Source organism: Zoogloea sp. GW822-FHT05C07 (assembly GCF_058800215.1).
Genome location: NZ_CM179510.1, coordinates 1,889,019 through 1,902,474, shown reverse-complemented (window position 1 = coordinate 1,902,474; position 13,456 = coordinate 1,889,019). Strand labels below are relative to the sequence as shown.

The following is a 13,456-nucleotide window of genomic DNA, read 5'->3' as shown; positions in this document are numbered from 1 at the left end:
CGCCGGCGAGGGACTAGACTGGAAGCATCCCCGGCAATCAGGAGATGCGCATGAGCACGCCGACCCGATCCGAGCGGGACGCCTTCGGTCCCATCGATGTTCCCGCCAGCGCCCTGTGGGGCGCCCAGACCCAGCGCTCGCTGCACCATTTCGCGATCTCCACCGAACGCATGCCGGCCGCGCTGATCGCCGCGCTGGCTGAGGTCAAGCGCGCCTGCGCGGTGGTCAATGGCGAGCTCGGCGTGTTGGCGGTGGACAAGGCGGCGGCCATCGTCGCTGCGGCCGACGAGGTGCTGGGCGGCGATCATCCCGACGCCTTCCCGCTGTCCGTGTGGCAGACCGGCTCCGGCACCCAGACCAACATGAACATGAACGAGGTGCTCGCCAACCGGGCCTCCGAGCTGCTCGGCGGCGAGCGCGGCATGGGGCGGCGGGTGCATCCCAACGACCATGTGAACCTCGGCCAGTCGTCCAACGACGTCTTTCCGACGGCGATGCACGTGGCGGCCGTGCAGGTGCTGGCCGACGGCGTGCTGCCGGCGCTGCGCGCGCTGTCGGCGACGCTGGCGGCGAAGGCCGCGGAGTTCGCCGACATCGTCAAGATCGGCCGCACCCATCTGCAGGACGCCACGCCGCTGACCGTCGGCCAGGAGATGGGCGGCTGGGTGGCCCAGCTCGACCTGGCGGAAGCGGCTATCGCCGCCAGCCTGCCGGCGTTGCAGGCGCTGGCCATCGGCGGCACTGCGGTGGGCACCGGGCTCAACGCGCCGCCGGGCTTCGGCGAGCGGGTTGCCGCCGAGTTGGCCGGGCGTACCGGCCTGGCCTTCCGCAGCGCGCCCGACAAGTTCGCCGCGCTGGCCGGCCACGATGCGCTGGTCGGTGCCCACGGGGCCCTCAAGCAGCTCGCCACGGCGCTGATGAAGGTCGCCAACGATGTGCGCTGGCTGGCCTCGGGGCCCCGTTCCGGCCTCGGCGAACTGCTGATCCCGGAGAACGAGCCGGGCAGCTCGATCATGCCCGGCAAGGTCAATCCGACCCAGTGCGAGGCGCTGACGATGCTGTGCTGTCAGGTCTTCGGCAACGACGTGGCGCTGACCCTTGGCGCCGCCTCCGGCAACTTCGAGCTGAATGTCTTCAAGCCGCTGGTCACCCACAACTTCCTCGGCAGCGCGCGCCTGCTGGCGGACGGCATGGCCAGCTTCGACGCGCACTGCGCGCGGGGCATCGATGTGAACCGCCCGCGCATCGCCGAGCTGGTGGAGCGTTCGCTGATGCTGGTGACGGCGCTGAGCCCGCACATCGGCTACGACCACGCCAGCGAGATCGCCAAGCTGGCCCACCATCGCGGCACCACGCTGCGCGAGGCGGCGCTGGCGCTGGGTTACGTGACGGCGGAAGAGTTCGACGCGTGGGTGCGGGCCGAGGCGATGGTCGGGCAGTAGTTCGCGTGGGCCTGGGCGACGAACAGGTCTTCCGGCAGCGGCAGGCAGGCGCGCAGCAGGCGGCGCGGTGCGGTGATCAGCTTGGCGCGGGCTTCGAGCGGTTCGACTTCGGCCAGCCAGCCGGGCTGCTCGCCCTCCAGCAGGCGGCCGAGCTGGCCGAGGCGGCGGCCGGTGTGGCCGAGGTAGAGGTTGAAGCGGCGCTGCACACGGCGGTCGATGAAGCGCGCGGCATGGTACAGGCCGGCGTGCAGGCCGCTGCTGCGCAGCCAGGTTTCGCCCTTGGTGAGGGTCGCCAGGGCCTGGCCGACCTTGTCCGGATGGCAGTGGAAGGCGCGCCCCATCAGCGGCGCGAGCACGTCCCGCTCGCTACGCATCAGGTCCGCCGGGCGGGCGAACAGCTGCGGCGCCACGTGGCGGTCCATGGCCCATTCCACGGCCACGTGGGTGGCCAGCTCCGACTCGAACCACAGCCGTTCGTGGGCGGGTACGAAGTGGTTGTGGGCGATGATGTCGGCCATCAGGTGGCTGGCGTAGCCGAGCACCGCGGCCTGCTCGGCATCGCCGCGGGCGGCGTCCATCAAGGCGTGCAGCTGGGGCCAGCGGTGGCTGGTGGCCAGCGCCTCGGCGCCGGCGCTGCGGGCGGTGAGGGCCACGTCGGGCAGGCAGGCGCCGGCCATCACCAGCTTCGGGTGGCGGCGCGCCAGGCGGCGCAGGGCCGGGTCGGCGAGGGGGATCGCCCACAGCAGCAGCTGGGCGAAATAAACGTGGGTGTACAGCCCCCAGGCCAGCGCGTCGGCACTGGTCAGCAGCAGGGCCGGCAGCCACAGCAGCATGTGTGCGGCGAGCCGCCAGCGGGCGGGGCGCAGAGGGAGGGTGTCCATGCGTGACAATGTGCACGCTGCCTGTGACGAAAGCGTGGTGTCAGGGTGTCAATGCCGTGACAACTGCCTTCAGACTTGCAAGGGCCTGCCGTTAGACGCCGGTGCGCCGTTTTGAACCTTGTCCGTAGCGGCGCTTTTTGGGTTTGCTCATGAAACTGCCGTCCTTCGCGTTCATTCCTGCTTCCGTTCCCGGACGGTTCCAGCGCCTGTTGTTGGTCGCCGTGGTCCTGACCAACGTGGCGGCGATCGCGCTGGCAAGCTTCAACCTGAGCCAGAGCCGCAACAAGGCGGAGGCGCTGGCGGCCCTGACGACGCGCAGCCTGGTCGAGGCCGTCGAGCACAGCCTGGTCGGCACCAGCCGGGCCGTCGACGTGACCTTGCTGGCGCTGGCGGACGAGATCGAGCGGGCCGAGCGCCAGGGCGCCAACTACCTGTCCAACGCGGAGGTGCTGGCCCTGCTGGCCCGCTACAAATCCTGGCTGCCCGAAACCGACGGCTTCCGCATCTTCGACGCCAGTGGCCGGCCGCGCTGGTGGTTCAGCCGAACCGGCTCGGCCGCCGGCATCGACGTGTCCGATCGGGATTATTTCAAGGTCCTGCGCGCCGAGCCCGAGCGTGGCCTGTTCGTCAGCCGCCCGGTACTGAGCCGGGTGACCGGCACCTGGGTGATCACCTTTGCGCGTCGCCTGCGCCATGGGGACGGATCCTTCGCCGGCGTCGTCACCGCGGTGGTGCCGCTGGAGCATTTCAACCGGCTGTTGCCGCGGCAGCAGTTCGGGGCGCTGGGCGGCGCGACGCTGCGCTACGAGGATCTGAGCCTGATCGTGCGGGCGCCCCCGGCCCCGGGGCCCGCAGGGGAGATCGGCAGCACCAAGGTGTCCGACGAGCTACGGGCTCTGGTCGCCAGCGGCCGGCCGGAGGCAAGCTACCGGACGGTCACCGTTTCCGACGGCATCGAGCGGCTCAACACCCTGCGCCGCGTGGCGGGCTTACCCTTCATCCTGGTGGTCGGCATGGCTACCGATGATTACCTGGCCGACTGGCGGGGGTCGGTACGTCATTCCGTCGAGTTGCTCGCGGTCTTCCTGCTCGTGTCGATGGGCTCCGCGGTGCTGATCTCCCGGCTCTACCGGCGCCAGTTCCAGAATGCCGAGCACCTGCGCCAGAGCCATGCGCGCCTGGAAGGGACCCTCGCCGACCTGGGCAATCGCGACCGGGTTCTCGGCGCCACCGAGCAGGTGGCCGGTCTGGGCGTGTTTTCCTTCGACCTGTCCAGCGGCGAGGCCTACAGCTCGGCGCAGTTGCGCCGGGTGCTTGGCGGGCAGCCCGAGGACGCACTGAGCGTCGATATCTGGGCCGAGCGCGTCCATCCGGACGACCGTGCCCGTGTCGTGCCGCGCTTCCGTGAGGGCCTGATGGAGCGCGGCGAGCCTTTCGACGAGGAATACCGGATCGTGATGCCGGATGGCGCGATCCGCTGGATCCACGGCATCGGCGGTGTGGACCTGGATGCCGGGGGGCGGCCGGTGAGTGTGTACGGTGTGTCTCAGGACATTACCGGGCGCAAGCAGGCAGAGGCTTCCCTGCAGGAGGCTCTGGACGAATACGAGAAGCTGGTGGAGCGCATGCCGGCAGGCGTCTTCAAGCAGCGGGTGTATGCCGGTGGTGATTTCAGCTTCATCTACGTGAGCCCGCGCTTCTGTGAACAGATCGGTATCGACGAGGCGACGATCCTGGCCGACCCCCGCAGCGTCACGCGGAAGATCCATCCTGACGACTATCCCGGCTACGCGGCGCGCTGCCGCACCGTGCGCGAGAGGCCGGGCCCCTTCGACTGGGAAGGGCGCGTGGAGGTGAATGGTGAGCTCCGCTGGATGTCGGTGCTGTCGCGCCCGACGCGCCTGCCGGATGGCGACATCCTGTGGGAGGGGGTGCAGTCCGACATCACCGACCGCAAGCGGGCCGAAATGGCCCTGCGCGAGAGCGAGGCGCGCTACCGCTTGCTGCTGCAGTTCTCGCCGGTGGGCATCCTGCAGTACGACAGCGAACTCAAGGTCAGCTACTGCAACGTACAGTTCGCCGAGATCATGCAGGTGCCCTACGACTACATGGTGCACGTGGACTGCAGCAAGCTCAGCGACCGGCGTGTGCAGCCGGCGTTGCAGGCGGCGCTGGAGGGGCGTCTCGGCGAATACGAGGGGCCTTACCAGACGACCTTTGCGGGCAAGGAACTGAACATCGCGATGCACTGCGCGCCGCTGCGTGGCGCTGCCGGAGGGCCGGTCGGCGGTATCGCGATCCTGCAGGACATCACCGAGCGGGTGGTGAAGGACCAGGAGCTGGCGCGTTACCGCGACCATCTGGAGGAGCTCGTCGAGGAGCGCACCGCCGACCTGGTGGCGGCCCGCGCCGAAGCCGAGCGCCTGGCCCAGGCGAAGAGCGAGTTCCTCGCCAACATGAGCCATGAGATCCGCACGCCGCTCAACGGCGTGCTCGGCCTGGCCCACATCGGTTACCGGGAAAGCCGTGGGCGTGACCGGGCACGGGACACTTTTGCGCGCATCGTGGCGTCTGGCCAGCTGCTGCTGGGCATCATCAACGACATCCTCGATTTTTCGAAGATCGAGGCCGGCAAGCTGCGCATCGAGGAGATTCCGGTGGAGCTCGCCGGCGTCATCGGCGAGAGCCTGGCCCTGATGGAGGGGCGGGCCCAGGTCAAGGGGCTGGTGCTGCGCTTCCGCCGGGCTACCCAGTTGCCGGAGCGCTGCATCACTGATCCGCTGCGGGTCGGGCAGATCCTGCTCAACCTGTTGTCCAACGCGATCAAGTTCACTGAGAAGGGCAGCGTCACGCTGGCTGCCGAGTTCGCCGACGGGCAGTTGGTTCTGCGGGTCAGCGATACCGGCATCGGTATGAGTCCGGAGGAGATCGCCAAGGTCTTCGCTCCCTTCGAGCAGGCCGACAACTCGGTCACCCGCCGCTTCGGTGGCACCGGCCTGGGGCTGGCGATCACGCACCGGCTGGTCGAGCTGATGGGTGGCACGCTCAAGGTGGACAGTCAGCCCGGCTGTGGCAGCACCTTCGAGGTGCGCCTGCCCTGCAAGCCGCTGTCCGGGGAGATGGCTCCGGTGCTCCCGTTGTTGCCCGAAGAGGTGTTGCCGGGCACCCGGCTGGCCGGCCTGCGGGTGCTGGTTGCCGAGGACAACGAGGTCAACCAGATGGTGCTGGAGGCCTTGCTGCAGGAGGATGGTGCCCGTGTGACGCTGGCTGGCAACGGCCAGGAGGCACTGGAGCGGGTGCGCGAGTGCGGCGGGGAGGGTTTCGACCTGGTGCTGATGGACGTGCAGATGCCGGTGATGGATGGTTACGCGGCGACCCGCGAGATCCATGCGCTGGCCCCCACGCTGCCGATCATCGGGCAAACCGCCCACGCCTTCGAGGAAGAGCGGACACGCTGCCTGGAGGCCGGAATGGTGGCCCACATCGCCAAGCCGGTGGATCCGGAGCTGCTGGTGCGGGTGATCCGCAAGCATGTCCGCAACCTGGTTGCAGCCACGCCGTAGCGCCCGTGGCGGCGCATGAGTCTGGCCCCGGAGGCGGGGGCCGCAGGTGGCTTATGAACGCGGCGCGAGCATGATGATGGCCATGCCGGCCAGGGCCACGCTGCCGCCAACGGCGTCCCACAGGGTCGGGCGGATGCCGTCCACTGCCCACAGCCACAGCAGCGCCACGCCGATGTAGACGCCGCCGTAGGCCGCGTAGGTGCGGCCGGCAGCGGTGGGGTGAAGGGTCAGCAGCCAGGCGAAGGCGGCCAGGCTCAGCGCGGCCGGCAGCAGCAGCCAGGCGCTGCGGCCTTCGCGCAGCCACAGCCAGGGCAGGTAGCAGCCGAGGATCTCGGCCAGCGCGGTAAGGGTGAACAGGGCCAGGGTCTTGAGTTCGGACATGTCGGATGGAGGCAGAAATGTGGATCAAGAGTAACCCGTCACAGCCGGAACCGCGCCCTTCGGCGACGATCCAACTCCTGCAGGCCGGCCCACCGGAGAGTCGTCCATGAACGAGAAGTCCCGTAGTGAGCTCTTTCCCGCCGGCGATGCGTCCTTCAGCCGGGTCGTCGAGTGGGTGCCGACTGCCATGGTGATGGTGGATCGCGAAGGCCGCATCGTGCTGGTCAATGCCCAGGCGGAACGCCTGTTCGGCTACAGCCGCGACGAGTTGCTGGGCGAGTCGGTGGACCGCCTGGTGCCGGCCCGCATGGCGGGCCATCATCCGGCCTACCGGGCCAGTTTCTTTGCCGATCCGCACTCGCGGCCGATGGGCAGCGGGCGCGATCTGTTCGCGCGGCGGCGGGATGGCAGCGAGTTCCCGGTGGAGATCGGCCTGACGCCCATCGAGGCCGGCGGCAGCTTCATGGTGCTGGCGGCGGTGGTGGACATCACCGAGCGCAAGCGCCAGGAGGAACGCTTCCGGCGCGTCGTCGAGTTTGCGCCGAGCGCGATGGTGATGGTGGACCGGGGCGGCCGCATCGTGCTGGTCAATGCGCAGACCGAGCAGCTGTTCGGCTATCCCCGCGAGGCGCTGATCGGCGAAGCGGTGGAGATTCTGGTGCCCGAGCGCCTGCGCAGCGAGCACCAGCACTTCCGCAACGGCTTCTTCCACACGCCGCTGGCGCGGCCGATGGGCGTCGGCCGCGACCTGTTCGCGCGGCGCGCCGACGGCAGCGAGTTCCCGGTGGAAATCGGCCTCAATCCCATCGATACCGACGAAGGGCCGATGGTGCTGGCCTCCATCGTGGACATCACCGAGAGGCGCCGCGTGCAGCAGACGCTGGAGAGCGCACTGCAGGAAAAGACCGTGCTGCTCAACGAGGTGCACCACCGGGTCAAGAACAACCTGCAGGTCATCTCCAGCTTGCTCAATCTGCAATCCACCCATGCCACCGATCCGCGCCTGCGCAACATCCTGGCGGAGAGCCAGAGCCGCGTGCGGGCGATGGCCCTGACCCATCAGCTGCTGTACGAGCGCAAGGATTTCTCGCGCATCGACCTGGGCGAATACCTCGACCGCCTCACTCAGTTGCTGCTCAGCAGCTACCGGGAGGACAGCGCCCGCATCGCGCTGCGCTGCGTGCTGCCGGGCGAGGCGCAGTTCCTTGACCTGGAGCGTGCGGTGCCCTGCGGTCTTATCGTCAATGAGCTGGTCACCAATGCCTTCAAGCACGCGTTCCCGGCCGTGCGCAGCGGCGCGGTGCAGATCGAGCTGAAGGCGGTGGGCGCGGAGCTCGACCTGGCGGTGAGCGACGATGGCGTCGGTCTGCCCGAGGGCTTCGACCTCGCCAGCGTGACATCCCTCGGCCTCCAACTGGTTCCACTGCTGGTGGACCAGTTGCGCGGCCGCTTTACCGTCGAGAGCGGAAAGGGCGCCCGTTTCGCGCTACGCTTTCCGCTGGCCCTGCCGACCCGGAGATCCCGATGATTGCCGAGAAGCCGATCAATCTGATGCTCGTCGAAGACGAGCGTGTCGTCGCCTTCGACCTCAAGAACCAGCTGCAGGCCCTCGGCTACCGCGTGGGCGCCATGGTCGGGAGCGGTGAGCAGGCGGTCAGCCAGGTGGCCGACGTGGCACCCGACCTGGTGTTGATGGACATCCACCTGGAAGGAGACATGGACGGCGTCGAGGCCGCCACCGAGATCCAGGCCCGCCACCGGATCCCGGTGATCTACCTGACCGCCTTCGCCGAGGACGACACCCTGCGCCGGGCCCTCGATAGCAGGCCTTTCGGCTACCTGGTGAAGCCCTGGGATGTGCGCGAACTGCATGCCTCGATCCAGATGGCGCTGGCCCGCCGGGAAGTGGAGGTGGCGGTGGAGCGCAGCGAGCTGCGTCTCAAGCTGGCGCTGGAAGCGGCGGCGCTGGGTGTGTTCGAATGGCAACCCGCGCAGCACCGCATCCAGGGCGACGGCTGCCCCAGTGCCCTGTTCGGCGAGGGCAGCCTGGTCACGGAGGGGGACCGGGAGGCGTCCTTCCTGGCCCGCGTCAGCCCCGACGACCGCGAACGGGTCGCCGCCGGCCTGAAGGCCGCCCTGCTCAGCGAGGACGCGCGGCGCATCGAGTTCCGCACCGCCCGCGACAACGGCGAGGCCCACTACATCGAGGCCCACGTGAAAGCCCACGCGTCGCGGCCGGCGCGCCGGGTGGTTGGCGTGCTGCAGGACGTGACCGAGAGGCACAAGACCGAAGAACGCCTGCGCCAGTCGAGCGTGGTCTTCCACACCGCCGCCGAGGCGATCCTGATCGCCGACCGGGAGCGGCGCGTGTGCGCCGTCAATCCCGCCTTCACGCGGATCACCGGCTACAACGAGGCCGAGGCGCGAGGCTTCGACGTGGATGTGCTGCTCCGCATCCAGCGCGGCGAGCAGGGCAATGCAGCCTTCTTCGCCGAGCTGGCGGCCAATCCGGACGGCTACTGGCAGGGTGAGGTGACTTGCCGCCGGCGCGGCGGCGAAGCCTTTCCGGCCTGGCAGAGCCTCAGCGTGGTGCGCGATGCCCAGGCCCAGGTCGGCAATTACGTGATCGCCTTTTCCGACGTCAGCGAGATGCATGTCGTCGAGGAGAAGCTGCATCACCTGGCCCATCACGACCCGCTCACCGGCCTGCCCAACCGCCTGCTCTTCGATGACCGCATCGAGCAGGTCATCGAGCAGGCGCGGCGGAGCCAGCAGCACTGCTTGCTGCTGTTTCTCGATCTGGACAGCTTCAAGGTGGTGAACGACACCCTCGGGCACGTGGTTGGCGACGAGCTGCTGCGCATCGTCGCCGGCCGCCTGCGCGGCGCGCTGCGCGGCACCGACACCATCGCCCGGTTAGGCGGCGACGAGTTCGTGGTGCTCACCGGCTGCAGCAGCCCCGAGTACGCCGCCGAGCTGGCCAGCAAGATCCTGCAGACCGTCAGTGCGCCGATCCGCCTCGGCCGGGACAACATCACCGTGTCGGGCAGCATCGGCATCGCCGTCTATCCGGAGGATGGTTGCGACCGCCACGCGCTGATGCGGGCCGCCGACATCGCGATGTATTCGGCCAAGGCGGCGGGGCGCAACCGCTACCAGTTCTATTCTCCGGAAATGGCGGAGCGCAGCAACGAGCGCCTGAACCTGGAGCAGGGCCTGCGCCGCGCCATCGAGGAAGACCAGCTGCTGCTCCACTACCAGCCGCAGGTGGAGCTGGCCGACGGGCGCATCGTCGGCGTCGAGGCGCTGGTGCGCTGGAACCACCCGCAGCACGGCATGATTCCGCCGGTGCGCTTCATCCCGGTGGCCGAGGAGAGCGGCGTCATCGACAGCCTCGGGCGCTGGGTGCTGGAGCGGGCCTGCCGCGAGGTGGCGGGCCTGTGCCAGCCCGGCGGCGAGCAGCTGCGCCTGGCCGTCAATGTGTCGGCGCGGGAATTCATGCGCGAGGACTTCATCGCCAGCGTGCTGGCCACGCTGGAGCGGACCGGCTTCCCGGCCTCGGCGCTGGAGCTCGAGATCACCGAGAGCACACTGCAGGCGATGGAGCGCAGCATGGAGATCCTCGCTGCCCTCCGCCAGCACGGCATCGCGGTGAGCATCGACGATTTTGGCACCGGCTATTCGTCCCTCAGCGTGCTGCGCGACCTGCCCATCGACCGCATCAAGATCGACCGCTCCTTCATCGTCCACCTCCCCGAAAAGCGGGAAGGCATGGCGATGATCGAGGCCATCGTGGCCCTCGCCGGCTCCCTCGGCATGGAGATCATCGTCGAGGGCATCGAGCGGCCCGAGCAGGCCACGCTGTTGCTGGAACTCGGCTGCGGCGGCGGCCAGGGCTACCTGTTCAGCCGCCCGGTACCCCATCCACAATTGCTCGACCTGCTGGCCGGCAAGGACTGAATCCCGTCGCTGGCGCGCACCGCCACCCGTACGCGAGCCCCGCCGCAAAAAAATGCGGCGGAATGCTTGCAAAGCGACGTTTGACGGCTATAATGCGCGCCCTTCCCCAGTGCAAAGCCATCAGCGCCGCGCACAGGCAGTCATTGCCCGGGTATGCGTCCTTAGCTCAGTTGGTTAGAGCGCCACGTTGACATCGTGGAGGTCGGCGGTTCGACTCCGTCAGGACGCACCAATCCTTCCCAGCAACTTCCCCCCGCTCACGCTCCCCGTTACAGTCCGGTTCCGTCTCCGCTGCGGCCCTGCCGACGATTCGCCATGACCCGTACTTCGACTTCGCCGAGCCCGCCTTCCGCGCCCCAGTTCGTGCCCGTCGGCATCGTGCCCACCGCTGAACAGCGCGAGATCCAGACCTGCCGCGCGCGCTACGTGATCGCCATGGCCAACGCCGGTGCGGCCAAGACCACCACGCTGGCCCTGCGCATCGCCGAGTCGATCAAACGCGGCGTGTGGCCGGAGAGCATCCTGGCGCTGACGTTTTCCGAAGAGGCGGCGCGGGTGCTGCAGGCCCGCCTGGTGGACATCGGCGTGGACGAGCGCAGCGCGCGGCGCGTCAAATGCCTGAGCTTCGACGAATTCGCCCGCCAGGTGCTGCTGAAGGCCGAAGGCGCGGAGGCGCCGCGGCTCGACACGCCGGAAGCCCTGGCGCCGCAGGTGCGCATCGCGGCGGGGCACTTGCGGGCCGAAAACGAGGAGAGGCGCCATCCGCGCGAGCTATGGTTGCCCGAGCACAACGAACCGATCTTCGAATTCCTCGAGCTGTCGCGCCGCCTCAAGGCGAGCCTAGTGGTGCCAGGAGGCGGCGAGGAGGAGAGCGCCGAGGACTGCGCCGAGCGCTGCGGCATCCCCCTCGCTGCCTTCCTGCTGCATGGCGCGCTGGAAGCCTGGCGTGCCGGCCCTGACGATGTGCCGCGCTGGCGCGCCGAGTTCGACGCGACCTACGACCTGGCCCGCCGCCTGAGCGACGTGGATCGCCCGATCGAGCTGCCGGCCTACCGCATCGTCGTGGTAGATGAGCTGCAGGACATGAACCCGGCCAGCTACGCGGTGCTGGAAGCGCTGCTGATGCGCGGCAAGGCCTTCTTCACCGGCGCCGGCGACTTCGACCAGGTGATCCACCGCTGGGCCGGCGCCGGCACCGATTTCCTGCATACCCGCTTCGGCCAGGGCTGGCCCGGCGTCGTGCGCCTGCCGCTGACCTGCAGCTACCGTTACGGTCCGCCGCTGGCGGCGGCCACCGCGGCATTGAAGAACAAGGTGGTGGATTCCGGCCGCGAGCACGAGACGGTGCTGCGCGTGCAGCCCTGTGCCGACCACCGGGCCGTCGCCGCGCAGGTGGCGGCGGACCTGGCCGACTGGAAGCGGCGCGGCGGCCGGCCGGCCGCCTGCGCGGTGATCCTGCGCGCGCCCTACCAGTCCATCCCGATCGAGAACGCGCTGCTGGAGGCCGGCATCGGCTGGCGCATGGAGGGCCTGGCGAGCTATCTGCTGCGCTCCGAGGTGCTGATGCTGCGCGGCGTCATCGCCTTTGCGCTGCAGGACTACGACTCCATCCCCGGCGTCGACAAGCGCCTACAGGTGCTGCAGGCCCTGCTGCAATGGCAGCAGTTCGAATGGGGCGCCGAACGCCTCGATGACGAGGCGCTGAAGACTGCTGCCGCCCAGCCCTCGCTGTTCGAGGACTTTCTCAACGGCACGCTGCTCAAGCCGCAGACCCGCGCCGACAAGCGCGCCGCCGGCAAATCGGGCGAGGCCCAGCTGCAGGAGGAATTCCGCTTCCTCGACAAGCTGAAGGCCCTGCGCCAGAGCGGCCAGCACCACGAGGCCAATGCGCTGCAGCACTTGCGCGAGGCGGAGGCGACGAGCGTCGATGAAAGCCCGGCCCAGCGCAGCGCCCGCGAGCGCCTCGGCCTCACGCTGGCCGCCTTGCGCGCCGCGCCGCCGGATACGCCGGCCGCCACGCTGCTCGAACAGGCGGTGACGTTGCTCGACCTCAAGGGCGTGGCCCGCCGCCTGTTCCTGGCGCCGGCCACTGCGGCACTGGTGGCCCGCTCCATCGACGGCTTCATCGACGTGGCGCGCCGCCAGAACCTGCCGCTGCGCGATTTCGCCCGCTGGCTGCACAAGGCGGAGACCAAGGCCGAGCGCCTGCGCAAGTCCGACACTGTGCTGCTGTGCTCCGTCGAGGCGGCCAAGGGCCAGGAGTTCGACGCCGTGCTGCTGCCCTTTCTGGAAGAAGGCGCCTTCCCGCTGGCCGGCAGCGACGCCCAGGAGGAGAGCAACCGCTTCTACGTGGCGGCGACCCGCGCGCGCGACGAACTGCACCTCTACGTGCCGGAGGCGGCCGAGCGGGTCAGCCGCTACGTGAAGGCGATGCGCATCGACAAGGCGGTGCTGCGCGGCCGCCACCAGCTGGCCAGCGGCCAATGGAGCTGAAGGACGCGGATCTGGCGCTGGCGCCGGGCGTCGTCATCGTGCATGCCGACGACGCGCTGATCGTCGCCGACAAGCCGTCCGGCCTGCTGACCATACCGGCCCGCGGCGAGGACCGGCAGGACTGCCTGGTGGCCCGCGTACAGGCGCTGTTCGCCGATGCGCTGGCGGTGCACCGCCTCGACATGGCGACGTCGGGCCTGATCCTGCTGGCCCGCGGCGCCGAGATGCAGCGCCGCCTGAACCTCGCCTTCGAGCAGCGCATCGTCGGCAAGCGCTACGAAGCGCTGGTGCATGGGCACATAGGGCCGGATGCCGGAGAGATCGACCTGCCGCTGGCCGCCGACCCGCAGCGCAATCCGCAGCAGATCGTCGACCGGCAGCACGGCCGCCGCGCGCTGACCCGTTACCGGGTCGTCGAACGCCGTGGCGCCGGGCCGGACGCCGTCACCCGCGTCGAGCTGAAACCGGTCACCGGCCGCACCCACCAGCTGCGCGTGCATCTCCAGTCCCTCGGCCATCCCATCCTCGGCGACCCCCTCTACGCGCCGCCGGCCAGCGCCGAGCGCCACCACCGCCTGCACCTGCACGCCGCTGCCATCACGTTGATTCACCCGCTACGGCGCGTGCCGCTGGGCTTCGACAGCGTGGTGCCGTTTTGAACCCATTCCCCGCCGGCCGGTCCGACACATGCTGTTTCAAAAGTTCACTTGAAGCAGGGAGGGGGGGCTAGCACTCT

Annotated in this window: 8 protein-coding genes and 1 tRNA gene; 7 read left to right on the top strand and 2 right to left on the bottom strand. The window is 69.3% G+C overall.

All coding sequences use genetic code 11. The features are described from left to right. Positions 1-50 precede the first annotated feature (50 nt). On the top strand, positions 51-1,442 hold the full coding sequence (fumC, locus tag AC3QL2_RS09025; RefSeq protein ID WP_493233197.1) for a class II fumarate hydratase: 1,392 nt from the start codon (positions 51-53) through the stop codon (positions 1,440-1,442). Here fumC and AC3QL2_RS09020 read toward each other — a convergent pair. Then, positions 1,382-2,323, bottom strand: coding sequence for a zinc dependent phospholipase C family protein (locus tag AC3QL2_RS09020; RefSeq protein WP_493233196.1), 942 nt, complete (start codon positions 2,321-2,323; stop codon positions 1,382-1,384). The genes fumC and AC3QL2_RS09020 overlap by 61 nt on opposite strands. A 149-nt stretch (positions 2,324-2,472) precedes the next feature. Here AC3QL2_RS09020 and AC3QL2_RS09015 point away from each other — a divergent pair, with 149 nt between their 5' ends. Next, complete coding sequence (locus AC3QL2_RS09015; RefSeq protein ID WP_493233195.1) at positions 2,473-5,886, top strand: ATP-binding protein; 3,414 nt, start codon at positions 2,473-2,475, stop codon at positions 5,884-5,886. A 51-nt stretch (positions 5,887-5,937) separates the two neighbouring features. Here the strand turns inward: AC3QL2_RS09015 and AC3QL2_RS09010 are convergent, their stop codons facing one another. Further along, the gene (locus AC3QL2_RS09010; RefSeq protein WP_493233194.1) at positions 5,938-6,267 is read right to left on the bottom strand and encodes a YnfA family protein; all 330 of its coding nucleotides are present in this window, start codon (positions 6,265-6,267) and stop codon (positions 5,938-5,940) included. 106 nt (positions 6,268-6,373) lie between these two features. On the opposite strand from AC3QL2_RS09010, the gene AC3QL2_RS09005 reads away from it, so the two are divergent. The 5 genes from AC3QL2_RS09005 to AC3QL2_RS08985 all read left to right on the top strand — a co-directional run bounded on the left by AC3QL2_RS09005 (position 6,374) and on the right by AC3QL2_RS08985 (position 13,379). Further along, positions 6,374-7,795: a sensor histidine kinase gene (locus AC3QL2_RS09005; protein ID WP_493233193.1), complete on the top strand. Its 1,422-nt coding sequence runs from the start codon at positions 6,374-6,376 to the stop codon at positions 7,793-7,795. Then, complete coding sequence (locus AC3QL2_RS09000) at positions 7,792-10,227, top strand: two-component system response regulator (RefSeq protein WP_493233192.1); 2,436 nt, start codon at positions 7,792-7,794, stop codon at positions 10,225-10,227. The genes AC3QL2_RS09005 and AC3QL2_RS09000 overlap by 4 nt, the downstream gene beginning before the upstream one ends. 155 nt (positions 10,228-10,382) lie before the next feature. Further along, positions 10,383-10,459, top strand: a tRNA-Val gene (locus AC3QL2_RS08995). Positions 10,460-10,542: 83 nt separating this feature from the next. After that, a complete protein-coding gene (locus AC3QL2_RS08990; protein ID WP_493233191.1) occupies positions 10,543-12,720 on the top strand; it encodes a UvrD-helicase domain-containing protein in 2,178 nt (725 codons plus the stop codon). Beyond that, complete coding sequence (locus tag AC3QL2_RS08985) at positions 12,711-13,379, top strand: RluA family pseudouridine synthase (protein WP_493233190.1); 669 nt, start codon at positions 12,711-12,713, stop codon at positions 13,377-13,379. Before AC3QL2_RS08990 ends, AC3QL2_RS08985 begins: the two co-directional genes overlap by 10 nt. Positions 13,380-13,456 lie beyond the last annotated feature (77 nt).

What these genes read in the sequence shown, in the direction of transcription:
- fumC (WP_493233197.1), top strand. Translation starts at nt 51, where the DNA reads ATGAGCACGCCGACCCGATCCGAGCGGGACGCCTTCGGTCCCATCGAT.
- AC3QL2_RS09020 (WP_493233196.1), bottom strand. Translation starts at nt 2,323, where the DNA reads ATGGACACCCTCCCTCTGCGCCCCGCCCGCTGGCGGCTCGCCGCACAC.
- AC3QL2_RS09015 (WP_493233195.1), top strand. Translation starts at nt 2,473, where the DNA reads ATGAAACTGCCGTCCTTCGCGTTCATTCCTGCTTCCGTTCCCGGACGG.
- AC3QL2_RS09010 (WP_493233194.1), bottom strand. Translation starts at nt 6,267, where the DNA reads ATGTCCGAACTCAAGACCCTGGCCCTGTTCACCCTTACCGCGCTGGCC.
- AC3QL2_RS09005 (WP_493233193.1), top strand. Translation starts at nt 6,374, where the DNA reads ATGAACGAGAAGTCCCGTAGTGAGCTCTTTCCCGCCGGCGATGCGTCC.
- AC3QL2_RS09000 (WP_493233192.1), top strand. Translation starts at nt 7,792, where the DNA reads ATGATTGCCGAGAAGCCGATCAATCTGATGCTCGTCGAAGACGAGCGT.
- AC3QL2_RS08990 (WP_493233191.1), top strand. Translation starts at nt 10,543, where the DNA reads ATGACCCGTACTTCGACTTCGCCGAGCCCGCCTTCCGCGCCCCAGTTC.
- AC3QL2_RS08985 (WP_493233190.1), top strand. Translation starts at nt 12,711, where the DNA reads ATGGAGCTGAAGGACGCGGATCTGGCGCTGGCGCCGGGCGTCGTCATC.